The following is a 25,065-nucleotide window of genomic DNA, read 5'->3' on the forward strand; positions in this document are numbered from 1 at the left end:
CGCCGCTCAGGCCTCCTGGACCAGCACCCAGGGGGCGGCCACCACCGCCCAGAGCTCGGGGTCGCGGGCGTGCCACTCCTGCGCATCCTCCGACACCGCCCGCCAGACCTGGCCGGCGGTCATCCATTCCATGACCGTCGGCTCATCATCCCGCACGAAAGCCGCCGCGACCGCGACCAGGTCCAGCGCCGGATCCACCCGCACGACCACGCCGCGGGCGAAGTGCCGCTCGAGTTCCGTCCAGCGGATACGGCCGGTTTCGGCGTTCAGATGCGTCTCCAGCGGAATCTCCGAATCGGTCATGAAAAGCTCCTGGAACCGACAACTGGCGTTGCGTGAACACAACTTTGTGAGCACCGGCATGAACGTCGTCACGCAACTGCCTGAAATTTTCTACGGTTTTATTTAATCAAGGGGGTTTGCATGGGGCGACAAACTAGGCTATGTTTCGTCCTGTGCGCAACAGCGGGCCAGTGCGTGTTGCATCTGCACCACAAACCGGGCGGCTGATGAGCACGAAATTACGAACAGCCGGTGGTAGCTCCCCGGCATGACTGTTCAAACTTATCCCATATGGGGGACAGCAAAATGATGAAGAAGACAACTTCCGCCCTGGCCGCCGCGGCCCTTCTGGGCACCGGTATCGGCACCGCCTCCGCCGCGACCTTCCAGATCGACGACTCGACCTCGGTTGATCTCGGCGCCCGGTTCTACTCCTGGGTCACCGGTACAAAGGACGCTGAAGGCAAGAGCCAGACCAACTATGCCACGTCGCCGCGCATCAACGTCGGTGCGAGTTCCGATGCGGTCAACGGCCTGACCGTCTCGACGTTCATGCAGTTCCGCCCGCAGGCGACCCTTGGCAACACCAAGGACGACGAGAACGATGACGGCGTTCGCACCCACGTTGCTTACGGCACCGTCGCAGGCGACTTCGGCTCGGTCACCTATGGTAAGAACGACAACCTGTTCTACCGGTACCTCGACATCCTCGCCGACAAGAACGACGTGCTGACCTACACGTTCTCCAACGCCATCCAGCGGACCCGCGTCCTGACCTACGCCTCCCCGGACTTCGACGGCTTTGGCTTCGAGGTCGAGGCAGCGCTGCAGGGTGACAACGAGAAGGACGCCCTGACGGACAGCGCCAGCGACAATCCTGGCACCCGGACCAGCAGCAAGACGTCGAGCATCAACGCGGCCGCCTACGCGAACCTGGATCCGGTCACGGTTCATGTTGCTTACGCCGAGGGTAACCTGCAGAACTCGAACTCTGACGGTGCCTACGGTGTCGGTGCCGTCACGACCATCCAGGACGTGAAGGTTGACGCTTTCTACAAGTACAGCAACATCTACAAGGATGGCGTCCAGGGCACCAAGAAGCAGAAGATCTATGGTGTGATCGGTGAGTTTGACAACAGCTTCGGCCTGGTCCAGCTGGGTGCCCAGCAGGTCAAGGGCAATGATATCTCAAGCCGCACCGAGGTCATTGCTCGCGGTGTGTATGACCTTGCCGACAACGTCTACGTTTCGGCCGAGTATCGTAAGGCTGACAAGAGCCAGGATGAGGGCGACGGTTACGCCCTGGCCTTCAGCTACAAGTTCTAAGACTGTCTGACAGTTGAAGCCTTGAAAGGCGGCCTTCGGGCCGCCTTTTTATTTTCTGCTGGACGAATCCCGCACCGAGGCCTACCCTGCGCCGCCATGAGCGCCCGCGACTGGTTTCTTTTGATCGTCCTCTCCACCGTCTGGGGCGGATCGTTTTTCTTCTTCGAGGTGGCGCTGCAGACACTGCCGCCGTTCACGGTGGTCCTTGGACGGGTCAGCCTGGCGGCCGCCGCCCTGTTGCTCATTGCCCGCGCCCGCGGTGCCTCACTCCCCTTCTCCGGCACCATCGCCCGTCGTTATCTGCTGCTCGGTGCCATCAGCAATGCCATGCCCTTTTCCTTCATTGTCTGGGGCCAGACCCAGATTCCCAGCGGGCTTGCCTCCATCATCAATGCCATGACACCGATCTGGGCGGTCCTGGTGGGGCTGCTCATCGGTAGCGACGAGCGGCTCACCCCAGCCCGCGCCACGGGCGTTCTGCTGGGCTTTGCCGGCGTGGCGGTATTGATGGGGCCGGATCTTCTCCGCGAGCTCGATCCCTACAGCCTGGGGCAGCTCTCGGTAGTGGGGGCGACCATCTGCTACGGATTTGCCGTCCATTACGGCCGGCGTTTCGGAGACACGCCACCTCTGGTCAACGCCGCCTACATGCTCACGGCCGCCACGGTCTGGCTGACGCCGGTGACCCTGATCGTCGATCAGCCCTGGACACTCTCTCCGGGTCTGCAGGGGTGGGCGGCCCTGGCCGGGCTGTCCCTGCTCTGCACGGCCTTCGCCTACCTGCTCTACTTCCGCATCCTGGCCTCGGCGGGCGCCACCAACATGTCGCTGGTGACCTTCATCGTGCCGGTATCCGCCATCAGCCTGGGGGCGATGTTCCTCGGAGAACGCCTTGAGCCCACGGCCTTCCTCGGCATGGGCGTCCTGTTCCTGGGTCTGGCGGTGATCGATGGCCGGCTCTGGCGGCGCCTGAGGCAGGGCGGAGCCCGCCGTCCCTAACCGGGCGCGCCTGAATCCCGTCGACGGGCCGCGCCGGCCGAGCCGGCATCCGTGGCAGTGTCCGGATCCGATGAATCCAGCGGCTGGAAAAGCCGCTCGACGGTGTCCGTATCCAGCACATCGGCACCGGCCGTGCCCGCATCCCCCAGCAGGCGCTCGCCAAGCGCCGCCTTGTCCCGCTGCAGCGCCATGATGCGGTCTTCCACGGTATCGCGGGTGAGCAGGTGGTACACGAACACGGGCTGATCCTGGCCGATCCGATGGGCGCGGTCGGTGGCCTGCCGTGTCACCGCCGGGTTCCACCAGGGATCGTAGTGGATCACGGTATCGGCGGCGGTGAGGTTGAGACCCGTGCCACCGGCCTTGAGGCTGATCAGAAAGATCGGCACCTCGCCGGCCTGGAACCGGGCCACCTGGGCCTCGCGGTCGCGGGTCTCGCCGGTGAGCTTCGCCCAGGTGAGACCCCGCGCCTCAAGGGCGGTCTCGATGAGCGCCAGCATGCGCGTGAACTGCGAGAACACGAGCACCCGACGCCCGGCCTGGCGCAGGTCATCGATGAGCTCCAGGAGCAGGTCAAGCTTGGCCGAACTGGACCCCCCGACCGAGGCCTCCCGGATCAGTCGCGGATCACAGCAGACTTCACGCAGCTTGAGCAGGGCATCGAGGATGCGCACGCGGTTCTGCGGCTCTCCCGGCCGGGCCAGCGCCTCGCGCACGCGTGGCGCCTGGGCGATCCGCAGCTGCTCGTAGAGATCGCGCTGGGCACCGGCCAGTTCGGCGTAGAGCGGAATCTCGGTTTTCGCAGGCAGGTCCGAGGCAATGGCCTGCTTCGTGCGACGGAGCAGAAAGGGCGCCACCCGCTCCCGAAGCGCTTCAAGCCGGCTGTCGTCGCCCTCCTGCTCGATGGGCCGGCGGTAGACCCGCTTGAAGGCGGCGGCATTGCCGAGCAGCCCCGGTGCCACGAAGTCGAACTGTGACCAGAGCTCACCAAGGTGATTCTCGAGCGGCGTCCCCGTGAGGCTGAGCCGCTGGCGGGCCTCCAGCGTGCGCACCGCGCGGGCCGCCTGGGCCCGGGGGTTCTTGACCGCCTGCGCCTCGTCCAGCACCAGCAGATGCCAGGACTGCGCCCGGAGCCGCTCGATATCGCGCACCAGCAGGCTGTAGGTGGTCAGCACCAGGTCGTACTCCGCCAGCCGTGCATAGCCTGCATGACGCTGCGGACCATGCAGCTGCAGCACGCGCAGGCCGGGAGCGAACTTCTCTGCCTCCCGGGCCCAGTTGAAGAGCAGACTCGTGGGCACGACCACCAGGCTCGGGGCGCGGGCGCGGCCGGATTCCTTCTCCAGCAGCAGATGGCTGATGACCTGCAGCGTCTTGCCGAGCCCCATATCATCCGCCAGCACACCCCCCAGCTCGAGCCGGGCAAGGCGCTGAAGCCAGGCCACGCCCTCGCGCTGATAGGGGCGGAGCACGCCATGCAGGCCCCTGGGCGTGGCCACCCCGGCCTGCGGATCGAGGCGGTTGAGTTCGCGCCCCAGGCGGCGCAGATCCGCGTCACCCACCCAGTGCAATGCATGGCCCTCGGCCTCATCCACGGCATCGAGGACATTGCTGCGACCCAGCGGCAGCATCAATCGCCCATCGTAGAGCCTGGCAGCGGGATCGTAGAGCTCGGTGAGCCCCTTCAGCAGCGGTACCAGCCGCCGGGCTGGCACCGGCACGAGGCGGCCGTCCCCCAGGTCCACCAGCAGACTGCTGGCCGGGTCGATGGCATCGAGGTAGGCGGGCGACATGGCCGCGGGATTATCGCGGATCAATGCCAGCAGAAGGGGCATGAGCGCGTGGCGCTCGCCATCCACCTCGATGGTGAGCGCGAAACTGAACCAGCCGGGCTGCTCCGGCATCCGCTCGGCCTCGGCCTGCCAGCGCTCCACCTCGGCCAGGCGCCAGGGGAAACACGGCTCGATGGCCACCCGCCAGCCGTCGGCACGCAGCGCCGGGACATCCTCTGCGACGAACTTGCGCCAGTCGCGGGTATGGCCCGGCACCAGCCGGCCTTCGGCCATGGCACCGGCCGGATGCAGGCCGGCCTGCGCCAGACGCTGCCGGGCGCGGGACTCGGCCCGCGCATTGCGCTGATAGTCTCGCAGCTCGCCGGCCTCGAACACCGAGAGTGCCACACCGCTGGTCTCGGCACTGACGTAATGCCCGGCGTACTCGAAGCCGAACTCGGCAACGGCCTCGCCACCCTCGCTTCGCCCGGGACGGTTGGGGTCGCCGAGACGGGTAAGGCGCAGGATCGGTACCGGCATGACATCGTCGATCCGGCGTCGTCGCGGCGCCTTCGGCACGGGAATCGGTAAATCCCGGTCGGCCAGCGCTTCCGCGACTGCCGGCAGTTCGGCCGGGGCCACCATCGGCCCGGCCTGGAGCCGGGCCGCGAGCGCGTGGGAGACACCGGTATCGATCACGCCAAAGCCACCCTCCACTGGATCCACCCACATCGGGGGGTGCCCCGTGAGCGCGACGCGATCGCCATCCACCCTGACCGCGAGACGCTGGCTGCCGTCGGCCTGGACCTGCCATGCGAACTCGCCACGCATCGGTCCGGCCTCATGAATGCGCGGCGCATCGCTGGTCCGCCAATGGGCACGGCCAGTCTCGGCGAGGGCCCTGAGCATGAAGCGCAGGTCATCCCGCTCGACCGCCTGACCGGTCTCCGGCAGCAGACGCAACAGCCGTCGGTCCGCGGCGCCCAGCAGCCCTGCCGGCGACCGCCGCACGCCGGGGAAGGGCATCAACCGCCCGTAGCCGCCACGACGACGGCGCCGGGCTCGACGCACGGCGACACTCAACTGCCCCTGCGCATCGACATCGAGCAGGTAAACCAGGACCTCCTCATGCCGGCGGGTTGAACCGGTATCGTCGGTACCGAGGGCGATCGCCTCGGCCTCACCCAACCACTGACAGATGGCGGGGTTGGCCCTGACCATGCCCGCCGGCGCCTTGCGCCCCAGATAATGGAGGAGTGCGGCCACCGCATGCTCGCATCCACCACCCGCGTCACAGCTGCAGAAGGCGGTAACGGGTTTCGGTGATGGCAGCGGATGGATACGGATGTCCACCGAGTGGACATGGCGCCGGTCCGCCTGGACGCGGGCGAAGAAACCCTGACCACCCGGGCTGCAGTCGAGTACGGCCTGATCACGGATCAGCCGCTCACCCGCTTCCAGGGCCTCGCGCGGGAAATCTGCCCAGATGGCCGCTTCGCCACGCGTCGCGATCCATTCCTGCAGGGGGTCGGTCAATGCAGTCACTCCGGCGGTCGCCCATGGACAACCTGACAGCATACCCTCTTCGAAAGTCGTTAGGGTGAAAAGCGACCGCTATCCGCCGCTGACAGGGGGCAGCAGCACGAGTGTCTCGCCTGCGTGGATCTGATCCGTCCGCGAGCGCATCTCATCGCCCACCGCGCAGGCGACCCGTGGCAGGTGGGAGGTCAGCGCCGGATAAGCGGTCGTCAGTGCCTCAAGGACCTCGCCGATGGCGAGCGGCGGCTCGAGGTCAAGCGTTAACACACGGTCGCCCGCGGCCTCGCGGAGGACACCAAAGAGTTCAATTTCCATCGTCGGACCTTCCAGCTTCAGACGCTCACGCTCATTTATCCACAAAAAACCCCGCCAGGGGCGGGGTCCTTTCTGAATGGCTGGGGGACCAGGATTACTCGGCCTGCGGCCTCGCCCTTCGGGCCGACACGCGCTGCGCGCGGTCGTTCTGCTCCCTCACGGTCGCAGTCGAACCTTCCAGGTTCGAACCCTGCTGACCAATTATTCATAAAAAAGGCCCCTCGCGGGGACCTTTTTATGAATGGCTGGGGGACCAGGATTCGAACCTGGGTTGACGGAGTCAGAGTCCGCAGTCCTACCGCTAGACGATCCCCCAAAAACCGTTTTTAGCGCTTGGAGAACTGGGTGGCGCGGCGGGCCTTATGCAGGCCGATCTTCTTGCGCTCCACCATGCGCGCGTCGCGGGTGACATACCCGGCCTTGCGCAGGCTCGTCTTCAGTTCTTCGTCGTAGTTGATCAACGCCCGGGTGATGCCATGCCGGATGGCACCCGCCTGTCCGCTGGAGCCGCCGCCGAAGACGCTGACCTTGATGTCCACCTTATTCGTGGTTTCGGTCAGCTCGAGCGGCTGACGCACCACCATCCGGGCGGTCTCACGGCCAAAATAATCGTCCAACGGCTTGCCGTTGACGATGATGTTGCCGCTTCCCGGGCGCATGTTGACGCGTGCCGCGGAGGTCTTGCGTCGGCCGGTTCCGTAATACTGTTCAACTGCCATCGGTCAGTCCGCTCCGATTCAGATTTCCAGCGCCTGAGGCTGCTGGGCATGGTGCTGATGTTCGCTACCGCTGTACACCTTCAGCTTCTTGATCATCTGGCGGCCCAGCCGGTTCTTCGGCAGCATGCCCTTGACGGCATGCTCGATCGCCCGCTCCGGATGCTCCTGAATCAGCGTCTCGAAGTTCGTCGACTTCATGTTGCCGACGTAGCCGGTGAAGCGGTGGTAGGTCTTCTGCTGCGCCTTGCGGCCGGTCACGGCCACCTGCTCGGCATTGACCACGACGATGTAGTCGCCGGTGTCGACGTGCGGCGTGAAAGCCGCCTTATGCTTGCCGCGAAGGCGGAAAGCGATTTCCGAGGCGAGCCGCCCCAGGGTCTTGCCGGCGGCATCGACGACGTACCAGTCGCGCTGCACATTTTCCGCCTTGGCGCTGAAAGTCTTCATGGGTGTCCTGTCTCCGAAGCCAACGCTCCCGAATTAAGATCGGGAATGCTACACAAACGTGCCACGTCAGACAAGCGACCCTTGGACATGACCGTTCAATCCTCCACCACCTCGTGACTGTGCGTCACCTCGCAGGCCCTGGCGAGCATGAGGGAAGCCGAGCAGTATTTCTCGGCGGAGAGCTGCACGGCGCGTGCCACCGCGGCGGCCTTCAGCCCCTCGCCCCGGACCCGGAAATGCAGGTGAATCGCGGTAAAGACCTTGGGTGGGGTTTCCGCGCGCTCGGCCTCGACATCGACTTCGCAGCCGGCAACCGGATGCCGGCCACGCTGGAGGATGTGCACGACGTCCACCGCCGAGCAGCTACCCAGGCCTTCCAGAAGCAGCTCCATGGGCCGTGGTCCACGATCGCGTCCGCCGATATCGGGCGGTCCATCGACCGTCAGTCGGTGCCCACTACCCGATTCGGCCTCGAAGGCCATGCCATCAAGCCAGCGTATATGCGCCTTCACCGCATTCCCCCTATTTCCAGACCCCTCCACATGGGTCATGCATTGGCTCACCGCGTCAGTATACCGTCGGACGTCGGCACGACCGAAAACCCATCTTTCAGGCGACAGGGAGGTTACATGTCACCCGAGAGCGTTCGATTCTTTCAGCGCCCGGCCATTGTCGAACTGCTGCGCCACTGCCGGCGCAGCCGCTACCGTGCCCGCTCAACGATCGTCCATCAGGGCACGTCCGGCGATCGTCTCTACCTCATTCTCCGCGGCTCGGTGAGCGTGATGGAGGAGGACGAGAATGGTCGGGAGTTGATTCTCGCCTACCTCAATCCCGGTGACTTCATCGGCGAGGTGGGCCTGTTCGGCGATGCACCGATGCGCAGCGCCTGGATTCGGACGCGAAACACCTGTGAGCTCGCCGAGATCAGCTACGAGCGGTTCGCGCGACTCCAGACGGCGCATCCGCACATCCTGCATCCGGTGGTCGAGCAGATGACGAGACGACTGCGGGACACCAGCCGGCGTTTCCGCGACCTCGCGTTCGAGGACGTGCGCGGGCGTGTCGAGGCCACCCTGCGCGAGCTGGCTCAACAGCCTGATGCCATGACCCACCCCGAGGGCATGCAGCTCAGGATCACCCGCATCGAACTGGGCCGACTGGTGGGCTGCTCACGGGAAATGGTCGGCCGCGTATTGCGCGACATGGAGGCCGACCGGCTGATCTCGGCCCGTGGCCGGACCATCGTCGTCCACGAGGCGCGCTGATCAGCCGAACAGCTCGGCGAGCCTGTCACCGGGGGACTCGGCCCGCATGAACGCCTCACCCACCAGAAAGGCGTGAACACCGCAGGCACGCATGGTGGCCACCTCTTCCGCGGTGTGGATGCCGCTCTCGGTGACAAGCCTCACCGATGCGGGTACGCGGTCCGCGAGCCGCATCGTGGTCTCGATATCGGTCTCGAAGGTCCGCAGATCGCGATTATTGATTCCCACCAGCGCGGCCTCGAGGGCCAGGGCGCGTTCGAGCTCGACCTCGTCATGCACCTCGACAAGCACATCCATGCCGAGTGACTCGCCGAGGGCGTGCAGTTCGCGCAGCCTGGTGTCGCCGAGTGCCGCCACGATCAGCAGGATGCAGTCGGCGCCCAGCGCCCGGGCCTCGTAGACCTGATAGGGATCGAAGATGAAGTCCTTACGAACCACCGGGCAGTCGCAGGCGGCTTGGGCCTGCTGAAGATGCTCGTCCGCGCCGAGAAAGAAATCCGCCTCGGTCAGCACCGACAGGCAGCTGGCGCCGCCCCGCTCGTAGCTGCGGGCGATGGCCGTCGGATCAAAGGGGTCGCGCAGCACCCCCTTGCTGGGCGAGGCCCTCTTGATTTCGGCGATGACGCCGGCCTCCCCACGGGCGATCCGCGTCTCCAGCGCCGCCCGAAAGCCGCGCGGCGCCGGAGCTTCCTCGACGCGGGTGGCGAGGGCCTGCAGCGTCACCTGTTCGCTGCGCTCGGCCACCACCTCGGCCTTTCGGGCCAGAATGCGACGAAGGATATCCGGCGTATCGTGACTACCGCTCATGCCGGGTCTCCCAGACGACGACTCGTGGCGACGAATCGATCAAAGCGTTCACGGACCGCGCCGCTGGCCAGCAGTTCGCCAGCCCGCTTGACGGCATCACCGAGGTGATCCTCAAGCCCGGCGACATGGATTGCCGCACCCGCATTCAGGGCCAGCAGGTCGGCCGCCGGCCCGGGCAGTCCATCGAAGATGGCCTTGATCATCTCGAGGCTGCGCTCGGCGGATTCCACCCGCAGGGGCTCCAGCGAGGCCGACGGAAGGCCGAAGTCCTCCGGTCGAATGCGGTATTCCCGCACCTCGCCGTCACGCAGTTCCGCGACCCGGGTCGGCGCGGCGATGCTGATCTCGTCGAGGCCATCCTCCGAGTGGACCACCATGACCCGCTCGCTGCCCAGCGTCCGGAGCACATCGGCGACGGGCCGGACCCAGCGCTCGTCATAGACGCCAAGCAGCTGATTCGGTGCACCCGCCGGGTTGGTCAGCGGCCCCAGCAGATTAAAGACCGTGCGCACGCCCATTTCCTTGCGCGGGCCGATGGCGTGGCGCATGGCGAGATGATGCTGCGGCGCGAATATGAAGCCGACGCCAACGGCATCAATGCAGCTGGCCACGGCCTCGGCGTCAAGATCCAGGCTGGCGCCGGCGGCCTGCAGCAGGTCGGCGCTGCCTGAGGCGCTGGAGACCGAGCGGTTGCCGTGCTTGGCCACGCGTCCCCCGGCGGCGGCCACCACAAACGCCGTCGCCGTGGAGATGTTGAACGTCCCCCGGGCATCTCCGCCGGTGCCGCAGGTATCCACCAGATGGTCACGATCCACCGTCACATGGACCGCGAGTTCGCGCATGACCCGGGCGGCCGCGGCGATCTCGGTGACGGTCTCGCCCTTCATGGCGAGCCCGATCAGGAAACCACCGATCTGCGCGGGGGTTGCCTCGCCGGTCATGATCCGCCTCATGACCGCGGTCATCTCGGCCTCGCCGAGATCGCCCCCGTCCATGACCCGGCGTATGGCTGCCTGGATTTCCATTCTGATCTCCTCCCCTGTCAGGCCGCGGCCGCCGGCCGGGCCAGGAAATTGCGCAACAGATCATGCCCCGTGCGGGTGAGGATCGACTCCGGATGGAACTGCACCCCCTCGACATCAAGGTGACGGTGACGAATCCCCATGATCTCCTCCATGCCGCCACCCTCGAGTTCAGTCCAGGCGGTGATCTCCAGGCATTCCGGCAGCGTGCCGGCATCCAGCACCAGCGAGTGATAGCGCGTCGCCTCGAGCGGCTCGGGCAGTCCCTGGAACACACCCCGGTCGAGGTGATGCACCCATGAGGTCTTGCCATGCATCACGGTCCCGGCATGAATGACGTCGGCGCCGAACGCCTGGCCAATCGCCTGGTGACCCAGGCAGACACCGAGGATCGGCAGACGACCGGCAAGGCGTCGGACCACCTCCAGCGACACGCCCGCCTCGTTCGGGGTGCAGGGCCCCGGGGAGAGCACGATGCGCTCCGGCCGCAGGCGCTCGATCTCATCGACAGTGATCGCGTCGTTGCGATAAACCGCCACGTCGGCGCCCAGCTCGCCCAGATACTGCACCAGGTTGTAGGTGAACGAGTCGTAGTTATCGATCATCAGCAGCATGGCGTCCCCCTGCTCAGCTCTGGTCCAGGCCGGCTTCGGCCATGGCCACCGCGCGGAACAGCGCGCGCCCCTTGTTCACGGTCTCCTCCCACTCCGCCACCGGATCGGAATCGTGCACCACACCGCCACCGGCCTGGACATGCACCCGGCCGTCCTTGATGACCGCCGTGCGGATGGCAATCGCCGTGTCCATGTTGCCCGACCAGGACAGGTAGCCCACGGCACCGCCGTAGACACCCCGTTTGACGGGTTCGACCTCGTCGATGATCTCCATGGCGCGGATCTTTGGCGCACCACTCAGGGTGCCGGCGGGATGGGTCGCGCGCAGAAGGTCCATGGGCCCGAGTCCTTCGCGCAGCCGTCCGGTCACGTTGGAGACGATATGCATCACATGACTGTAGCGCTCGATGGTCATGCGATCGGTGACCCGCACAGAACCGAGCTCGCTGACCCGGCCGATATCATTCCGCCCCAGGTCGATGAGCATCAGGTGCTCGGCCAGCTCCTTGGGATCGCTCAGCAGATCGGACTCGAGCTCGCGATCCTCCCCGGCGGTCGCCCCGCGCCGCCGTGTTCCCGCGATGGGGCGGACCGTCGCTTCACCCTCCTCGAGACGGGCGAGGATCTCCGGCGATGAGCCCACCACCTGGAAGTCACCGAAATCGAGGAAAAACAGATAGGGGGACGGATTGGTACAGCGCAGTGCGCGGTAGAGGTCGAGCGGCCGCCCATGATAATCCGCGCTCATGCGCCGCGACGGCACGACCTGCATGCAGTCACCATCCACAATATACTGCCGGATGCGCTCGACCACGGCCTCGTAGTCATCGCGGCCAATGGACGAGTCGAAATCCTCCTCGGCGACGAGTCGCGGCAGTGTGGGCCGCGCATAGGCCAGCGCCTCGCCGCGCAGCTGCTCGGCGAGCGCCGACAGGCGCGCCTCGCCCCGCGCCAGTCCACCCGCCTCGGACGGGTCGATGTTGATCACCAGATACAACCGACCGGCCAGATTGTCGAAGACCAGAACCTCTTCGGATTCCATCAACAGGATGTCCGGAACGCCCAGGGTGTCCGGGTTGGGGCAATCGGCCAGGCGCGGCTCGATGTAGCGGATCGTGTCATAACCGAAATAGCCCACGAGGCCGCCCAGAAAGCGCGGCAGACCGGGCCGGTCCGTCGGTGGCGCGGCGCTCACCGCCTTATGACGCGCATCCACCCACGCCAGCGGATCATCAACCACCTCTTCGGCTTGCAGTCTGCCGTCCACCCACGTTTCGATCCGGTGGCCGTGGACGCGGTACTGTCGCCGGCAGGGCAGACCAATGATGGAATATCGGCCCCACTTCTCACCGCCCTGGACGGATTCGAAGAGATAGCTCCCGGACGAGGCCGCCAGCTTCAGATAGGTGGAAAGCGGCGTATCCAGGTCGGCGAGCAGTTCGCGGACGAGGGGGATGCGGTTGAAGCCCTCGCGGGCATACTGTTCGATGGTGTCTTGGTTCATGGAGCCATCCGGTTGGGCCGTGACAGCGCTGCCAGTCGCTCGGCCAGCGCCGGAACGGTCAGGGTCAGCGCTGCCGGATGCGCGGCAAAGATAGCATCGTCGCCGGGGTAACCGTAAGGCACCCGCACCAGCAGGGCACCGGCGGCATGGGCCGCATCGCGATCCGCTGCGGAGTCCCCCACATACAGACAACGCCGGACATCCACCCGCAGGGCCTCCGCCGCGTGGACCAGCGGTGCCGGATCGGGTTTCTTGACGGCGAGGGTGTCACCACTGACCAGGGTGGCGAAGCGCCCGGCGATGCCCAGCGCCTCCAGAAGCGGCTGGGTGAAGGCGCCGGGCTTGTTCGTCACGACAGCAAGCGGCAGATCCAGCGCCGCCAGCCGGGCGAGCCCGTCCGCTACGCCGGCATACAGGATGCTGCGCTCGCACAGGCAGTCACGGTAGTGGACGAAGAAACGCGCCAGTGCCACCTCGGTCTGCGGCGGTTCGGCGGTGATCCCGCGCCGGCCGGCCAGTGCCCGGGCGACCAGCCGCCGGGCCCCATTGCCAATCCAGTCGCGGACCCGGTCTTCATCGATTGCCGGGCGGTCGAGATCGGCGAGAGTCCGATTGACCGCGGTGGCCAGATCGGGCGCGCTGTCCACCAGCGTGCCGTCAAGATCGAACAGGACGGCGTCGGGGAAGAACAGGGTCACGACTCGGCCCGTGCCGCCCGCTCACGCATCTCGGCGATCACCGCGGCATAGTCAGGCTTACCGAAGATCGCTGACCCGGCCACGACCGTATCGGCGCCGGCCGCCACCACCGCATCGATATTGTCCGGTCCAACGCCGCCATCGACCTCCAGCCGGACCGGATGCGACTGGGCATCGATGAGGGCGCGGGCCTCACGCAGCTTGTCGAGGGTGCCGGGCAGGAACTGCTGACCGCCGAACCCGGGGTTGACCGACATGAGCAGGATGAGGTCGACCTTGTCCGTGACATAGCGCAGGCAGTCCAGCGGCGTCGCCGGGTTGAACACGAGCCCCGCCTGGCAACCCTGATCGCGGATCAGTTGCAGGCTGCGGTCGACGTGGTCGCTCGCCTCGGGGTGAAAGCTGATCAGGCTGGCCCCGGCGGCGGCGAAGTCCGGAATGATCCGGTCCACCGGCCGCACCATGAGGTGCACGTCAATGGGCGCGCTCACACCATGACGCCGAAGCGCCTGACAGACCACCGGCCCGAAGCTCAGATTGGGCACATAGTGGTTGTCCATGACATCGAAGTGGACCCAGTCGGCCCCGGCGGCCAGCACCCGGTCGACTTCCTCGCCCAGCCGGGCGAAATCGGCGGCGAGGATGGAGGGGGCGATGATGAGATCTTGCATGATTGAAATTCTAGCAGACCACCGAATCAGACGCCGCGCGGCGTCAGCCCCGCGAGTATGGCTCGACGCACCGCCGCGAAATCGTCGCGGCCATGGAGGCGGACCAGCTGCAGCGCCCCCTGCGCCGCCGCCATGATCGCCCTTGCCTGGTCGCTGGCATCGCCGGGGAAGTCCAGGGTGCCCTCAAGGCGACCGGTCTCCAGCAAACCGGTGAGCCACTCGGCGAGATCGTCCCGCAGGCCTTCCGCCTCGGCACAGGCCTGGGCCGGCAGGCTGGCGTATTCCACCCCGGCCACCCCCAGCGGGCAGACCCGTTCGCCTTCGATGTTGCGGGCCTCCAGATCGAGGAACCGGCCGACCTGCTCCAGTGGCCCGTAACGGCTGCTGTCCATCTGCTCCCGCCACCAGGCGAATTCGACGCGGTAGCCCGCGAAGACCGCAGTGACCAGATCGGGCTTGGACGGAAAGTGGTAGTGCACGGCACCGCTCTGGATCTCCAGGGCATCGGCGATCTGCCCGAAGCTGAAACCATGATAGCCGCGCTGCTGCAGCCACTTCGCCGCCAGACGCAGAATGCGGCGACGGGCCTCCCCGCGCGGACGCCGCCGCCCCTGGGCCACGGGCATCAGACGCCGATCGCCAGTTCGGCCAGGTTACAGGGACGATGTCGGACATCCAGCTGGTCGGCCAGGATGCCGTTCCAGCCGTCGCGACAGGCCCCGGTCGACCCGGGCAGTGCGGCGATCAGGGTGCCATTGGCCATTCCCGCAACGACCCGGGACTGCAGCATGGATGTCCCGATGGTCTCGCGGGAAATCTGCCGGAACAGCTCGCCGAATCCCGGTATCTCACGGTCGAACAGCACCCGGACCGCCTCGGGGGTGACATCCCGCGCCGTGAACCCCGTCCCGCCGGTGGTGATGATGACCTGCACCGATGCATCGGCGATCCAGGCCGAGACCATGCGGCGGATCTCGTAGCGGTCATCGATGACGATGTCCCGCGCCGCGACACGGTGCCCGGCGGTGCTGGCAAGATCTGCCAGGGTGTCGCCCGAGCGGTCATCGGCAGGCCCACGCGTATCCGAAATGGTGAGGATGGCCAGGTCCAGGGGAACAAAATCGCGCTCTGCGCTCACGGGGCACTCCGGTAAAGGGAATGGGTCGGGCTTGTTGGATATCAAGATAACGCGCCGCTGCCGGGCCACCAAGCCTGTACAATGGACGACTCAGTCGAACGCATGGGTCATCGCATGGAATCCCGCAAGATCGCCGTCGTCGGCGCCGGTGTGGCTGGCATCGGCGCGGCCTGGCTGCTCTCGCAGCGCCATGAGGTCACGCTCTTTGAGGCCAATGACCGCCTTGGCGGCCACAGCAACACCGTTGCCTGCGGGATGCCCGAGGGTGAGATCCCTGTGGACACCGGCTTCATCGTCTACAACGAACCCAACTATCCCCAGCTCTCGGCGCTCTTCCGCCATCTCGACGTGCCCACGCGCGAGTCGGACATGTCCTTCGCGTTTGCCGCCACGGACATCGACCTGGAGTATGCGGGCAGCGGCCTGGGGACGCTGTTCGCCCAGCGCCGCAACCTGTTTCGCCCCCGGTTCTGGGGCATGGTGCGGGATATCCTGCGCTTCAACCGCGAGGCCAACGAGCGGCTGGCCAGCGGCCGCAGTCACCATCAGAGCCTGGGCGAACTCCTCGATGAGCTGGGGATGGGCGACGCGTTCCGGCGCTACTACCTGCTGCCCATGAGTGCGGCGATATGGTCCTGCCCACAGGACATCATGCTGCGATTCCCGGCGCGGTCCTTCCTGCGCTTTTTCTACAACCACGGGCTCATCCAGCTCCAGGACCGTCCGCAGTGGCGCACGGTCGCCGGCGGCAGCCGCGAATACATCCAGCGCATGAGACCGGCCATCCAGCATGTCCACACCGGCACCCCGGTGCGCTCGGTCAGGCGTCTGGCATCCGGCGTCGGCCTTGCCGGCGATGCCGGCGAGCTCGGCGAGTTCGACGCGGTGGTCATGGCCGCCCACGGCGATCAGACCCTGGCCATGCTCGACCAGCCGAGCGAGGCCGAGGCGCGACTGCTGGGGGCGTTCGGCTACCAGGCCAATGACGCCTGGCTGCATACCGATCCCGCGCTGATGCCGAAACGTCGGGCGGTCTGGTCGTCGTGGAACCATCTCACCGCACGAAGCGTCGATGGGAGACAGCCCGTTTCGGTGACCTATTGGATGAACCGACTGCAATCACTCGCCACCGACACCGATGTGATGGTCACGCTGAACCCCCTGCGGCAGCCGGCGCCGGAGACCGTCATCCGGCGCCAGCGCTATGACCATCCGGTCTTCGACCAGGCAGCGGTGGCCGCCCAGGCAGCGCTCCCCGGGATCCAGGGCGTCGACCGCATCTGGTACTGCGGGAGCTATCATGGTTATGGCTTCCATGAGGACGCCTTCAGCAGCGCGGTCCGGGTCGCCGAACGGCTCGGCGCACCGCCGCCCTGGGCCGGCGACGCCAGGGCGGCCGACTCGCATGTCCCGCTGAACACGCCCGCCCCGCTGGGGGCCGGCGCCACCCCCTGATGCAGGATGACGCCCTCATCATCTACACCGGGCGCCTCGTCCATGAGCGGCGCATCCCACCACGCTATCGGTTTGCCTATCGCGTCTTCAGCCTGCTGCTGGACATTGACCGCCTCGACGAGGCCGACCGGCGATATCGGCTCTTTTCGCACAACCGCTTCAACCTGATCGGCTTCCATGACCGCGATCATGGCCCCAAGGATGGCGCGCCGCTGCGCCCCTGGATTGATGAGCAGCTGGCGGCGGCCGGGATTGATCTGGACGGCGGCCGTGTGCAGATCCTCTGCTACCCACGGGTGCTCGGCTATGTCTTCAACCCACTGACGCTGTGGTTCTGCCGGCACGCCGACGGCAGCCTGCGGGCGGTGCTCTGCGAGGTACGCAACACCTTTGGCGACTGGCACGGCTATCTGCTGCATGACAACGGCGCGGCGCTGCCGGAGCGCCTGCGCGACCAGGCCGGCAAGGTCTTCCACGTCTCGCCCTTCCTGCCGAGGGAGGGCCACTACCGGTTCCGTCTGCAGGCGCCGGCGGCGCATTACGGCGCTACGGTGAACTGGCATAATGCGGAGGATCCAGACCAGCCGGCCTTGATCGCCGTGCAGTCCGGTCAACGATGCCGGGGTGGTGATCGGGGCTTGCTCCGCGTGGCGCTCACGGTACCCTTGTTGACGCTGAAGGTGATCGCCGCCATTCACTGGCAGGCGCTTAAGATCTGGCTCCGGGGTGGTCGATTCCACCGCCGCCCGGCGCCGCCGGATTCGGAGATCAGCCAATGACAAGCACCCAGCAGGCGGTCGTCGACCTGCCCTCTCCACTGCCGCTGGCCGGGCGGATCCTCCTCGGCTGGTTCAGCCGCCTCAGGCGCGGCCGCATGGAAGGCCAGATGCCCGGTGGCGAGCCCTTCCTGATCCAGGGCGCCGAGGCCGGACCCACCGGCGTCATGCGGCTCCATCGGCCCGGCCGCATGGTCGCGCGCATCGCCACCCGCGGTTCAGTGGGCTTCGCCGAGAGTTACATGGCCGGCGAGTGGTCCAGCCCGGACACCGCTCATCTGCTGGAACTGATGCTGCGCAACGAGGACGCCTTCGAGCGCCGCATGGAGCCCTCATGGCTGCATCGGCTGCGACTCGCGCTGCATCATCGCGGTCGCCGCAACACCCAGCGCGGCAGCCGCCGCAACATCGCCGCGCATTATGACCTCGGCAACGAGTTCTACCGGCATTGGCTGGACGACACCATGACCTACTCGGCGGCGATCTTCGAGCATCCCGACCAGCCCCTCGCCGAGGCCCAGCAGAACAAGTACGACCAGCTGCTCGACACCCTCGGCGCCCGACCCGGCGAGCATATCCTGGAGATCGGCTGCGGCTGGGGTGGCTTTGCCATGGCGGCTGCGCAGCGCGGCATGCGGGTCACCGGGCTGACTCTGTCTACCGAGCAGCTGGCCTGGGCCCGTCGACGCATCGCCGAGGCCGGATTCGCCGGGCAGGTGGAGCTTCGACTGGAGGACTACCGCGACACCCGCGGCCGGTTCGACCATGCCGTGTCAATCGAGATGCTCGAGGCCGTCGGCGAGGCATACTGGCCGGCGTATTTCCGAATGCTGCACGACCGGGTGCGCCCCGGCGGGCATATCGGCCTGCATGGCATCACCATTGCCGAAGAGCGATTCGAGGAATACCGCCGGCGGCCCGATTTCATTCAGCGCTACATCTTCCCGGGTGGGATGCTGCCGACCCCGCGCAGGCTTGCCGAGGAGAGCGAGCATGCCGGCCTTGCGGTGATGGAATCCACCGGGCTCGGCCAGCATTACGCCGCCACGCTTCTACAGTGGGACGCCCGCTTCGTCCGGGCCCTGCCAGAGATTCACCGGCTGGGGTTTGACGAACACTTCATCAACATGTGGCGCTACTACCTCGCCTACTGCTACGCCGGCTTCCGCACCGGCAGCATCGACGTCAAACGCGTCCTGCTGCGCCGGCCGTGAGCCTCGGGCGCGGCGGGATCCTCCTCTACGGCCTGCCCGCCATGCCGCTGGCCGTCATGGGGGTGCCCATGTACATCTTTCTGCCCGGGTTCTATGGGGAGACCCTGGGCCTCGCGGCGGTCGGCACCGCGCTCCTGGTGGCCCGGCTGTGGGATGTCATCACCGACCCCCTGATCGGCAGCCTGGGCGACCGGCTGCACACGCGATGGGGACGCCGACGGCCGCTGATCGCCGCCGGCATGCCCCTGCTGCTGATCAGTGCCTGGGCGCTGTTCAGGCCACCGGAAGCGGTGGGAGTCGGCTATCTCCTGGGTTGGGGGCTGGCCGCCTACCTGGGCTGGACGCTGATGTCGCTGCCCTATACGGCCTGGGGGGCGGAGCTCTCCGAGGATTACGACCGACGCGCGAGCCTGACCGCCAGCCGCGAAGGGTTCATGCTGGCCGGCACACTGCTCGCCATCGCCTGGCCCACGGTGGTCGGTGCCGGTCGAGCCGATGCCGCCACGCTCGCGGGGCTCGCCTGGCTGCTGGTCCTGGTGCTGCCACCGGTGGTGATTCTCACCCTCTGGCGGGTGCCGGAATACCATCTGCCCTCGCACCCGGTCGGCTGGCGTGAGGGCTGGCGGCTGCTGCGGCGCAACCGGCCATTCCTGCGCCTGGTGGCGGCCTACGTCATGAATGGGCTGGCCAACGGCCTGCCGGCCTCACTGTTCACGCTGTTCGTCGCCCATGTACTGCGTGCCGAGGCCTGGACGGGTCCGCTGCTGCTGGTCTACTTCGTGGTGGGCATCCTCGCCCTGCCCGGCTGGCTGTGGCTGTCCCGACGCATCGGCAAGCACCGGGCCTGGGCCCTGTCGATGCTCTGGACGTCGCTGGTGTTTGCCTGGGTGCCATTCCTGGGCCCGGGGGACACCTGGGCGTTCCTGCTGATCTGCGTGCTCTCGGGTGTGGGTGTGGCCGTCGACATGGCCCTGCCGGCCGCCATCCAGGCGGACCTGGTCGATCTCGACACGGCGGGTGGCGGTGGCCGGCGCACCGGTCTCTATTTCGGGATCTGGAACATGGCCACCAAGCTGGCCCTCGCGCTGGCCGTCGGCATCGCCTTCCCGCTGCTCCAGTGGTCCGGCTTTGACGCCACGCAGGTCGATGACCGCGATGGCACACTGGCGCTGGCGCTTTTCTACGGCGCGGTGCCCATCGCCTTCAAACTCGCCGCCACCGGCCTGATGTGGCGTTTTCCCCATGACCGCCGGGCCCAGCTCGCGACGAGGGCCCGGGTCCACGATGTGGAGGGAGCGCCGGGCGGAATGACGCCCCCCTAGCCCCCCGAGTCCACGGCAAGGCGTGATCGCAACCAGCGCATCAGCCCCCCGATCACCGGGAACTGCTCGTAGAGCTCACCAGCGGCATCCCAGTAGTCGACATGCTCCCGCACACGGCCGTCCTCGGCAAAAACCACCCGGGAGACGCCCTCCAGGGGACGGCGGGGCGCCTTGTCACGCCTGAGCCTGAAATGCAGCCGCCAGCGCAGGTACCCCAGCCGTTCATCACCCACCGATTCGAGCACCTCGAAGCGGGCCTCGGCGCAATTGGCATACATGTGCTCGAACACCGCCCGGATACCACCAATGCCGTTCACCTCGTTGAAAGGATCCCGAAAGCGCGCGTTCTCGACGAAAACGGCATCAAGGCGGTCGAGATCCTCCGGCTGCATGGCCGAAAAGAATTCCCCGTAGCGCTGCAGGGCCGTCATGCCTGCACCATGCGGCGGGTCAGCGCGAAGTAAAGCCGATAGGGGAGCAGCCGCAGCAGCTTCAGCGTCCAGGCGAAACGTTTCGGGAAGATGATTTCGAAGCCGGCATCATCGATCTCGCGATGGATGTAGTCGGCCGCCTGTTCCGGGGTGATCAGCTGGGGCATGTGAAAGCGGTTCTTCTCGGTCAGCCGCGTCTTCACGAACCCGGGGTTGATCACCCGCAGGCTCACGCCGGTCCCGATCAGGGCGGGACGCAGGGATTCGGCCATGTTGAGGACGGCCGCCTTGCTGGCGCCGTAGGGCGCGGCCTGCGGCAGGCCGCGATAGGCCGAGAGACTGGCCGTGACCAGGATCTGGCCACGGCCGCGCGCCCGCATGGGGCCCAGCGCCGCGCCCACGCCATTGACCGCCCCCAGATAGTTGACCTCGGCCAGGCGCCGGAACAGCGCGGGATCGAACGCGTCCAGGGTCATCGGATCGTAATCCCCGGCGTTGAGGATGACCGTGTCGATCTCGCCGATCTCGGCCTCCACCGCATTGAAGACCTGCTGGCAGGCCTCGGGATCGGTCACGTCGAGGGGGTAGGGATGGAGCCGGTCGGCCAGATCGGTGTATTCCTCACCGATCGCCCGCAACGCCTCCTCGCGGCGCGCGGATACCGCCACCCGCCAGCCGTCCCGGGCCAGCTTGATGGCCAGTGCGCGGCCAATACCGGCACTTGCGCCCGTGATCAGTGCCACCCGTCCGCCGTCTGTCATCTCTGCCGCCATGGGCCATCCTGTGCCGTTGAGTTACCTGTGCGTACAATCTTACGGTCTGACCACGGTAATCCGCCAACGACTCCGCGATCCGCCACGAGGAGCGCCCGACATGGCCCCGGCCCTTTACTGGATACGGCGCGACCTGCGCCTCGCCGACAATCCCGCCCTCAGCGCCGCCGCTCAGGACGGCCGACCGGTGATTCCGGTCTACATCCATGCGCCCGACGAGGCCGGCGCCTGGGCGCCGGGGGAAGCCAGCAACTGGTGGCTGCATCACAGTCTGGAGGCGCTCGCCAGCGAGCTGGCCGCCCGCGGCGTACCGCTGGTGATCCGGCATGGGGACAGCCTCGCGGCGCTGGAGTCGGTCATCGAGGCGACCGGTGCCGAGGCGGTGCACTGGAACCGCCTCTACGAACCGGCACTCATCCGCCGTGACAAAGGCATCAAGCAGCAACTCAGGTCCCGTGGGCTTGAGGTCCATAGCCATAATGCCGCCCTGCTGCATGAGCCCTGGACGGTACAGACCGGCACCGGCGGCGATTACAAGGCATTCACGCCGTTCTGGCGCGCCTGCCGCAGACACCCGGAGCCAATGGCGCCCTTACCGATCCCCGGGCATCTGACGGCTCCCGCCGGCATTGAAGGGCTCAACGGCGCCCTTGAGCCGTCGGACAAGGGCAACGCGCCGCTGACGGCCCTGCAGCTATTGCCGCGGATCGACTGGGCGGGCGGCCTGCGGGAGCGCTGGCAGCCCGGCGAGCGCGGCGCCGCCCGGCGGCTTGAGGATTTCCTCGAGGCGGCATTGGCCGCCTATGACGAGGGCCGCGACCTGCCGGCGGTCGCCGGGACCTCGCGCCTGTCACCGCACCTGCATTTCGGCGAGATCGGGCCGCGACAGATCTGGCAGGCAGTGCAGTCCACCCTCGCCCGGCACGGCGCCGAGGACGGGCTGCTGCATGGTGCGGAGGCCTTCCTCGCCGAGATCGGCTGGCGGGAATTCGCGCACCATGTGCTCTATCACCATCCCGACTTCCCCGATGCACCCCTCAACCCCCGATTCGCCGATTTCCCCTGGCAGGCGGACCCCGGCGGACGGCTGCTTGGCGCCTGGCAGCGCGGCGAGACCGGTATCCCGCTCGTCGACGCCGGCATGCGTGAGCTCTATGCCACCGGCTGGATGCATAACCGCGTACGCATGGTGGTGGGCTCTTTCCTGGTCAAGAACCTGCGGCTGCCCTGGCAGGATGGTGAGGCCTGGTTCTGGGACACGCTGGTGGATGCCGACCTGGCGAGCAACAGCCTCGGCTGGCAGTGGGTGGCCGGCAGCGGTGCCGATGCCGCGCCCTATTTCCGGGTCTTCAACCCGGTCCGTCAGGGCGAGCGCTTCGATGCCAGCGGCGATTACGTCGCCCGGTGGATCCCGGCGCTGGCCCGGCTCCCGGCCAGACACCGCCATGCGCCCTGGCAGGCGCCGGACGGGGTGCTCGCCGACGCCGGGCTGACCCTGGGTGTGGATTACCCGCACCCCATGGTCGATCTCAAGGCGAGCCGCCAGGCGGCACTGGCCGCCTTCGAGCAGATCAAGAAGCCGAGTTGAGTCTCCTTCTGGCCTGATATCATCCGCCTTCGATAACCCGGCCACCAGGAGCCCGTCGTGTCCCCCGAGCGCCTTTACCAGAGCGAGATCACCAGTCTGCCGCTACTCCAGCGCGGCAAGGTCCGTGATGTCTATGCCGTGGATGACGAGATCCTGCTGGTGGTGACCACCGACCGGCTTTCCGCCTTCGATGTCATCCTGCCCGATCCCATTCCCGGCAAGGGCGCCGTGCTGACCCGGCTGTCCAACTTCTGGTTCGATCGGCTGGCCGGTGCCATCCCCAACCAGTGCCTCGATCTGCCCCTGGAGGCGGTGCTGAATGATCCGGAAGAACGCGAGCAGGTGGCCGGCCGGGCAGTGGTGGTCCGTCGCCTGGCGCCGCTGCCCTTTGAGGCCATCGCCCGGGGCTATCTGATTGGTTCGGGCTGGAAGGACTACCAGGCGAGCGGCCATCTCTGCGGCATCCCGCTGCCCGCTGGCCTGCGCCAGGCGGACCGCCTGCCCGAGCCCCTGTTCACGCCCTCCACCAAGGCCGAAGTCGGCGGCCATGACGAGAACGTCGCCTTCGACGCCGTGGTCCGTGAACTGGGCCGCGATATGGCGGAACAGCTGCGCGACATCACCCTGACGCTCTACACCGAGGCCGCCCGCTATGCGCGGGATCGCGGCATCATCATCGCCGATACCAAGTTCGAATTCGGCCTTGATGCCGCCGGCGATCTGGTGTGGATCGACGAGGCCCTGACGCCCGACTCGAGCCGCTTCTGGCCGGCCGATGCCTACCGGCCGGGCAGCTCACCGCCGAGCTTCGACAAGCAGTTCGTCCGGGACTACCTCGAGACCCTGGACTGGGACAAGACACCGCCCGCCCCCCGCCTGCCCGATGAGATCATCGAGCAGACGGCGGACAAGTACCGTGAGGCGGAACAGCGCCTGCGGCGCTAGAGGATCTCGTTGACCCGAACCACCTTGAGGGCGTTGGTGCCACCCCGGACACCGGCAAGGTCGCCCTTGGTGATGACCACCAGATCATCGCCACTGACGGCGTTCCGGCTCTGAAGCTCGGCGACGGCCTCGCGGTTCACCGCGTCATGTTCCCGCTGCATGGGGTCAAAGCTGATCGGGTTCACACCACGGTAAAGGGTCACCTTGCGCCGCGTGCGCGGCTGCTCGGAGAGCGCATAGATGGGAATGTCGGTCCCAATGCGCGACATCCACATGGCGGTGGCGCCCGACTCGGTCATGGCGGCGATCGCCTTGGCCCCGAGGCTGTTGGCGGTGGTGATGGCGGTCTTGGCGATGGCCTCGTCGATGCGATCGAAGTGCACTCCGGGCGCCAGACCGGCCATCGGCCGCGTTTCGTCGGCGTAGGTCTCTGCCCCCACGCAGACGCGCGCCATGGCGGCCACCGTCTCCGCCGGAAACTGGCCCATGGCCGTCTCCTCCGAGAGCATGACCGCGTCCGTGCCATCCAGTACGGCGTTGGCCACATCCAGCACCTCGGCGCGCGTGGGCATCGGGTTGTCGACCATCGACTGCATCATCTGTGTGGCGGTGATGACCACGCAGTCGCGTTCGCGGGCCATGCGCATGATGCGCTTCTGCACGCCGGGCAACTCGGCATCGCCGATCTCCACGGCCAGGTCGCCACGGGCGATCATCACCGCGTCGGCGGCTTCCATGATCTCCGCCAGCGCATCCACCGCCTCATGGCGCTCGATCTTGGCGACGATGCCGCCATGACCACCCGCGTCACGCAGTAGCGAGCGGGCCTCGTCGATATCCGCGCCATCGCGTGGGAAAGACACCGCCACATAGTCGGCCTCGAGTTCCGCGGCAAGCTTGATATCGACTCGATCCTTGTCGGTGAGCGCCCGCACCGAGAGCCCGCCGCCCAGGCGGTTGATGCCCTTGCGATCCGACAGCGTACCGCCCACCAAAACCGTGGTGTGGATGCGCGTCCCCTGGATCCGCTCCACCCGGAGCCGGATCAGGCCATCGGCGAGCAGCAGGATGTCGCCCGGGGCCACATCGTCGGGCAGCCCGGCATAGGCAACGCCGACGCCCTCGGCACTGCCGGCGTCGCCGCCCAGCTCGGGGTCGAGGAAGAAGCCCGCGCCCTCTTCCAGCTCCGCCGGCCCATCGGCGAAACGCTCAACACGGATCTTCGGCCCCTGCAGGTCACAGAGCATGCCCACCACCCGGCCGGCATCCTGGGCCGCCTGATGCAGCGCCTCGGCACGCCCGCGGTGCTCGTCATGATCGCCATGGGAGAGGTTCATGCGCACCACGTCGACGCCCGCGTCGACGATGGCACGCAGCGATTCGGGACTGGTCGTGGCGGGACCGAGCGTTGCCACTATCTTTGTCTGACGGCTCATTACC

Annotated in this window: 26 protein-coding genes and 1 tRNA gene; 9 read left to right on the top strand and 18 right to left on the bottom strand. The window is 67.0% G+C overall.

Translation table 11 applies throughout. The features are described 5' to 3' along the window. Positions 1–6: 6 nt before the first annotated feature. Positions 7–303, bottom strand: a complete 297-nt coding sequence (locus tag V6X63_RS03630) for a DUF2288 family protein (protein WP_367978158.1) — start codon at positions 301–303, stop codon at positions 7–9. A gap of 285 nt (positions 304–588) precedes the next feature. Here V6X63_RS03630 and V6X63_RS03635 point away from each other — a divergent pair, with 285 nt between their 5' ends. Beyond that, positions 589–1,608, top strand: coding sequence for a porin (locus V6X63_RS03635; protein WP_367978159.1), 1,020 nt, complete (start codon positions 589–591; stop codon positions 1,606–1,608). 96 nt (positions 1,609–1,704) lie between these two features. Further along, the gene (locus V6X63_RS03640) at positions 1,705–2,607 is read left to right on the top strand and encodes a DMT family transporter (RefSeq protein WP_367978160.1); all 903 of its coding nucleotides are present in this window, start codon (positions 1,705–1,707) and stop codon (positions 2,605–2,607) included. Here V6X63_RS03640 and V6X63_RS03645 read toward each other — a convergent pair. The 6 genes from V6X63_RS03645 to V6X63_RS03670 form a co-directional block, all read right to left on the bottom strand. Then, on the bottom strand, positions 2,604–5,915 hold the full coding sequence (locus V6X63_RS03645) for an SNF2-related protein (protein ID WP_367978161.1): 3,312 nt from the start codon (positions 5,913–5,915) through the stop codon (positions 2,604–2,606). The two genes, V6X63_RS03640 and V6X63_RS03645, sit on opposite strands and share 4 nt — an antisense overlap. Before the next feature lie 78 nt (positions 5,916–5,993). After that, complete coding sequence (locus V6X63_RS03650; protein WP_367967208.1) at positions 5,994–6,233, bottom strand: MoaD/ThiS family protein; 240 nt, start codon at positions 6,231–6,233, stop codon at positions 5,994–5,996. Positions 6,234–6,475: 242 nt separating this feature from the next. Beyond that, a tRNA-Gln gene (locus V6X63_RS03655) sits at positions 6,476–6,549 on the bottom strand. A 10-nt stretch (positions 6,550–6,559) separates the two neighbouring features. Further along, entirely contained in the window at positions 6,560–6,952 is a 393-nt protein-coding gene (gene rpsI, locus V6X63_RS03660; protein ID WP_367978162.1) for a 30S ribosomal protein S9, read from the bottom strand. An 18-nt stretch (positions 6,953–6,970) separates the two neighbouring features. Further along, complete coding sequence (gene rplM / locus V6X63_RS03665; RefSeq protein WP_367978163.1) at positions 6,971–7,399, bottom strand: 50S ribosomal protein L13; 429 nt, start codon at positions 7,397–7,399, stop codon at positions 6,971–6,973. A gap of 95 nt (positions 7,400–7,494) precedes the next feature. Then, entirely contained in the window at positions 7,495–7,911 is a 417-nt protein-coding gene (locus tag V6X63_RS03670) for an OsmC family protein (RefSeq protein ID WP_367978164.1), read from the bottom strand. Between the two features lie 117 nt (positions 7,912–8,028). Between V6X63_RS03670 and crp the strand changes: the two genes are divergently transcribed. Further along, positions 8,029–8,667 carry a cAMP-activated global transcriptional regulator CRP gene (gene crp / locus V6X63_RS03675; protein WP_367978165.1) on the top strand — a complete coding sequence of 213 codons (639 nt, stop codon included), beginning with the start codon at positions 8,029–8,031 and terminating at the stop codon, positions 8,665–8,667. Here crp and trpC read toward each other — a convergent pair whose 3' ends face one another. Genes trpC through moaB form a run of 8 tightly spaced genes read right to left on the bottom strand, consistent with a single transcriptional unit; the run spans position 8,668 to position 15,121 of the window. Further along, the gene (trpC, locus tag V6X63_RS03680; RefSeq protein WP_367978166.1) at positions 8,668–9,474 is read right to left on the bottom strand and encodes an indole-3-glycerol phosphate synthase TrpC; all 807 of its coding nucleotides are present in this window, start codon (positions 9,472–9,474) and stop codon (positions 8,668–8,670) included. Further along, positions 9,471–10,499 carry an anthranilate phosphoribosyltransferase gene (gene trpD, locus V6X63_RS03685; protein WP_367978167.1) on the bottom strand — a complete coding sequence of 343 codons (1,029 nt, stop codon included), beginning with the start codon at positions 10,497–10,499 and terminating at the stop codon, positions 9,471–9,473. Before trpD ends, trpC begins: the two co-directional genes overlap by 4 nt. A 17-nt stretch (positions 10,500–10,516) precedes the next feature. Beyond that, positions 10,517–11,110, bottom strand: a complete 594-nt coding sequence (locus V6X63_RS03690; protein WP_367978168.1) for an anthranilate synthase component II — start codon at positions 11,108–11,110, stop codon at positions 10,517–10,519. A gap of 13 nt (positions 11,111–11,123) precedes the next feature. Further along, entirely contained in the window at positions 11,124–12,614 is a 1,491-nt protein-coding gene (trpE, locus tag V6X63_RS03695) for an anthranilate synthase component I (protein ID WP_367978169.1), read from the bottom strand. Continuing rightward, on the bottom strand, positions 12,611–13,312 hold the full coding sequence (locus V6X63_RS03700) for a phosphoglycolate phosphatase (RefSeq protein ID WP_367978170.1): 702 nt from the start codon (positions 13,310–13,312) through the stop codon (positions 12,611–12,613). The genes trpE and V6X63_RS03700 overlap by 4 nt, the downstream gene beginning before the upstream one ends. Continuing rightward, positions 13,309–13,986 carry a ribulose-phosphate 3-epimerase gene (rpe, locus tag V6X63_RS03705; RefSeq protein ID WP_408022300.1) on the bottom strand — a complete coding sequence of 226 codons (678 nt, stop codon included), beginning with the start codon at positions 13,984–13,986 and terminating at the stop codon, positions 13,309–13,311. The genes V6X63_RS03700 and rpe overlap by 4 nt, the downstream gene beginning before the upstream one ends. A gap of 23 nt (positions 13,987–14,009) precedes the next feature. Continuing rightward, a complete protein-coding gene (locus V6X63_RS03710; RefSeq protein ID WP_367978172.1) occupies positions 14,010–14,609 on the bottom strand; it encodes a TetR/AcrR family transcriptional regulator in 600 nt (199 codons plus the stop codon). Further along, positions 14,609–15,121, bottom strand: coding sequence for a molybdenum cofactor biosynthesis protein B (gene moaB, locus V6X63_RS03715; RefSeq protein WP_367967234.1), 513 nt, complete (start codon positions 15,119–15,121; stop codon positions 14,609–14,611). Before moaB ends, V6X63_RS03710 begins: the two co-directional genes overlap by 1 nt. A 114-nt stretch (positions 15,122–15,235) precedes the next feature. Between moaB and V6X63_RS03720 the strand changes: the two genes are divergently transcribed. The 4 genes from V6X63_RS03720 to V6X63_RS03735 are packed head-to-tail and all read left to right on the top strand — an operon-like array spanning position 15,236 to position 19,888. Continuing rightward, positions 15,236–16,576 carry an NAD(P)/FAD-dependent oxidoreductase gene (locus V6X63_RS03720; protein ID WP_408022301.1) on the top strand — a complete coding sequence of 447 codons (1,341 nt, stop codon included), beginning with the start codon at positions 15,236–15,238 and terminating at the stop codon, positions 16,574–16,576. After that, positions 16,576–17,355, top strand: coding sequence for a DUF1365 domain-containing protein (locus V6X63_RS03725; RefSeq protein WP_367978174.1), 780 nt, complete (start codon positions 16,576–16,578; stop codon positions 17,353–17,355). Before V6X63_RS03720 ends, V6X63_RS03725 begins: the two co-directional genes overlap by 1 nt. Beyond that, positions 17,352–18,566 carry a class I SAM-dependent methyltransferase gene (locus tag V6X63_RS03730; RefSeq protein WP_367967237.1) on the top strand — a complete coding sequence of 405 codons (1,215 nt, stop codon included), beginning with the start codon at positions 17,352–17,354 and terminating at the stop codon, positions 18,564–18,566. Before V6X63_RS03725 ends, V6X63_RS03730 begins: the two co-directional genes overlap by 4 nt. A 41-nt stretch (positions 18,567–18,607) precedes the next feature. Next, positions 18,608–19,888: an MFS transporter gene (locus V6X63_RS03735; RefSeq protein ID WP_407826386.1), complete on the top strand. Its 1,281-nt coding sequence runs from the start codon at positions 18,608–18,610 to the stop codon at positions 19,886–19,888. Here the strand turns inward: V6X63_RS03735 and V6X63_RS03740 are convergent. Together V6X63_RS03740 and V6X63_RS03745 are read right to left on the bottom strand one after the other, a co-directional pair. Beyond that, complete coding sequence (locus V6X63_RS03740) at positions 19,885–20,319, bottom strand: nuclear transport factor 2 family protein (protein WP_367967239.1); 435 nt, start codon at positions 20,317–20,319, stop codon at positions 19,885–19,887. The two genes, V6X63_RS03735 and V6X63_RS03740, sit on opposite strands and share 4 nt — an antisense overlap. Continuing rightward, complete coding sequence (locus V6X63_RS03745) at positions 20,316–21,092, bottom strand: SDR family NAD(P)-dependent oxidoreductase (protein WP_367967240.1); 777 nt, start codon at positions 21,090–21,092, stop codon at positions 20,316–20,318. The genes V6X63_RS03740 and V6X63_RS03745 overlap by 4 nt, the downstream gene beginning before the upstream one ends. A 100-nt stretch (positions 21,093–21,192) precedes the next feature. Here V6X63_RS03745 and V6X63_RS03750 point away from each other — a divergent pair, with 100 nt between their 5' ends. Both V6X63_RS03750 and V6X63_RS03755 read left to right on the top strand, forming a co-directional pair. Then, positions 21,193–22,680, top strand: coding sequence for a cryptochrome/photolyase family protein (locus V6X63_RS03750; protein ID WP_367967241.1), 1,488 nt, complete (start codon positions 21,193–21,195; stop codon positions 22,678–22,680). A 57-nt stretch (positions 22,681–22,737) separates the two neighbouring features. After that, positions 22,738–23,625 carry a phosphoribosylaminoimidazolesuccinocarboxamide synthase gene (locus V6X63_RS03755; RefSeq protein ID WP_367978175.1) on the top strand — a complete coding sequence of 296 codons (888 nt, stop codon included), beginning with the start codon at positions 22,738–22,740 and terminating at the stop codon, positions 23,623–23,625. Here V6X63_RS03755 and pyk read toward each other — a convergent pair. Then, the gene (gene pyk, locus V6X63_RS03760; RefSeq protein ID WP_367967243.1) at positions 23,622–25,061 is read right to left on the bottom strand and encodes a pyruvate kinase; all 1,440 of its coding nucleotides are present in this window, start codon (positions 25,059–25,061) and stop codon (positions 23,622–23,624) included. The genes V6X63_RS03755 and pyk overlap by 4 nt on opposite strands. Positions 25,062–25,065: the final 4 nt, after the last annotated feature.

This window comes from Spiribacter onubensis (assembly GCF_040838425.1).
GTDB classification, from domain to species: domain Bacteria; phylum Pseudomonadota; class Gammaproteobacteria; order Nitrococcales; family Nitrococcaceae; genus Spiribacter; species Spiribacter onubensis.

What these genes read in the sequence shown, in the direction of transcription:
- V6X63_RS03630 (WP_367978158.1), bottom strand. Translation starts at nt 303, where the DNA reads ATGACCGATTCGGAGATTCCGCTGGAGACGCATCTGAACGCCGAAACC.
- V6X63_RS03635 (WP_367978159.1), top strand. Translation starts at nt 589, where the DNA reads ATGATGAAGAAGACAACTTCCGCCCTGGCCGCCGCGGCCCTTCTGGGC.
- V6X63_RS03640 (WP_367978160.1), top strand. Translation starts at nt 1,705, where the DNA reads ATGAGCGCCCGCGACTGGTTTCTTTTGATCGTCCTCTCCACCGTCTGG.
- V6X63_RS03650 (WP_367967208.1), bottom strand. Translation starts at nt 6,233, where the DNA reads ATGGAAATTGAACTCTTTGGTGTCCTCCGCGAGGCCGCGGGCGACCGT.
- rpsI (WP_367978162.1), bottom strand. Translation starts at nt 6,952, where the DNA reads ATGGCAGTTGAACAGTATTACGGAACCGGCCGACGCAAGACCTCCGCG.
- rplM (WP_367978163.1), bottom strand. Translation starts at nt 7,399, where the DNA reads ATGAAGACTTTCAGCGCCAAGGCGGAAAATGTGCAGCGCGACTGGTAC.
- crp (WP_367978165.1), top strand. Translation starts at nt 8,029, where the DNA reads ATGTCACCCGAGAGCGTTCGATTCTTTCAGCGCCCGGCCATTGTCGAA.
- trpC (WP_367978166.1), bottom strand. Translation starts at nt 9,474, where the DNA reads ATGAGCGGTAGTCACGATACGCCGGATATCCTTCGTCGCATTCTGGCC.
- trpD (WP_367978167.1), bottom strand. Translation starts at nt 10,499, where the DNA reads ATGGAAATCCAGGCAGCCATACGCCGGGTCATGGACGGGGGCGATCTC.
- V6X63_RS03690 (WP_367978168.1), bottom strand. Translation starts at nt 11,110, where the DNA reads ATGCTGCTGATGATCGATAACTACGACTCGTTCACCTACAACCTGGTG.
- trpE (WP_367978169.1), bottom strand. Translation starts at nt 12,614, where the DNA reads ATGAACCAAGACACCATCGAACAGTATGCCCGCGAGGGCTTCAACCGC.
- V6X63_RS03710 (WP_367978172.1), bottom strand. Translation starts at nt 14,609, where the DNA reads ATGCCCGTGGCCCAGGGGCGGCGGCGTCCGCGCGGGGAGGCCCGTCGC.
- V6X63_RS03720 (WP_408022301.1), top strand. Translation starts at nt 15,236, where the DNA reads ATGGAATCCCGCAAGATCGCCGTCGTCGGCGCCGGTGTGGCTGGCATC.
- V6X63_RS03725 (WP_367978174.1), top strand. Translation starts at nt 16,576, where the DNA reads ATGCAGGATGACGCCCTCATCATCTACACCGGGCGCCTCGTCCATGAG.
- V6X63_RS03730 (WP_367967237.1), top strand. Translation starts at nt 17,352, where the DNA reads ATGACAAGCACCCAGCAGGCGGTCGTCGACCTGCCCTCTCCACTGCCG.
- V6X63_RS03735 (WP_407826386.1), top strand. Translation starts at nt 18,608, where the DNA reads ATGCCGCTGGCCGTCATGGGGGTGCCCATGTACATCTTTCTGCCCGGG.
- V6X63_RS03740 (WP_367967239.1), bottom strand. Translation starts at nt 20,319, where the DNA reads ATGACGGCCCTGCAGCGCTACGGGGAATTCTTTTCGGCCATGCAGCCG.
- V6X63_RS03745 (WP_367967240.1), bottom strand. Translation starts at nt 21,092, where the DNA reads ATGGCGGCAGAGATGACAGACGGCGGACGGGTGGCACTGATCACGGGC.
- V6X63_RS03750 (WP_367967241.1), top strand. Translation starts at nt 21,193, where the DNA reads ATGGCCCCGGCCCTTTACTGGATACGGCGCGACCTGCGCCTCGCCGAC.
- pyk (WP_367967243.1), bottom strand. Translation starts at nt 25,061, where the DNA reads ATGAGCCGTCAGACAAAGATAGTGGCAACGCTCGGTCCCGCCACGACC.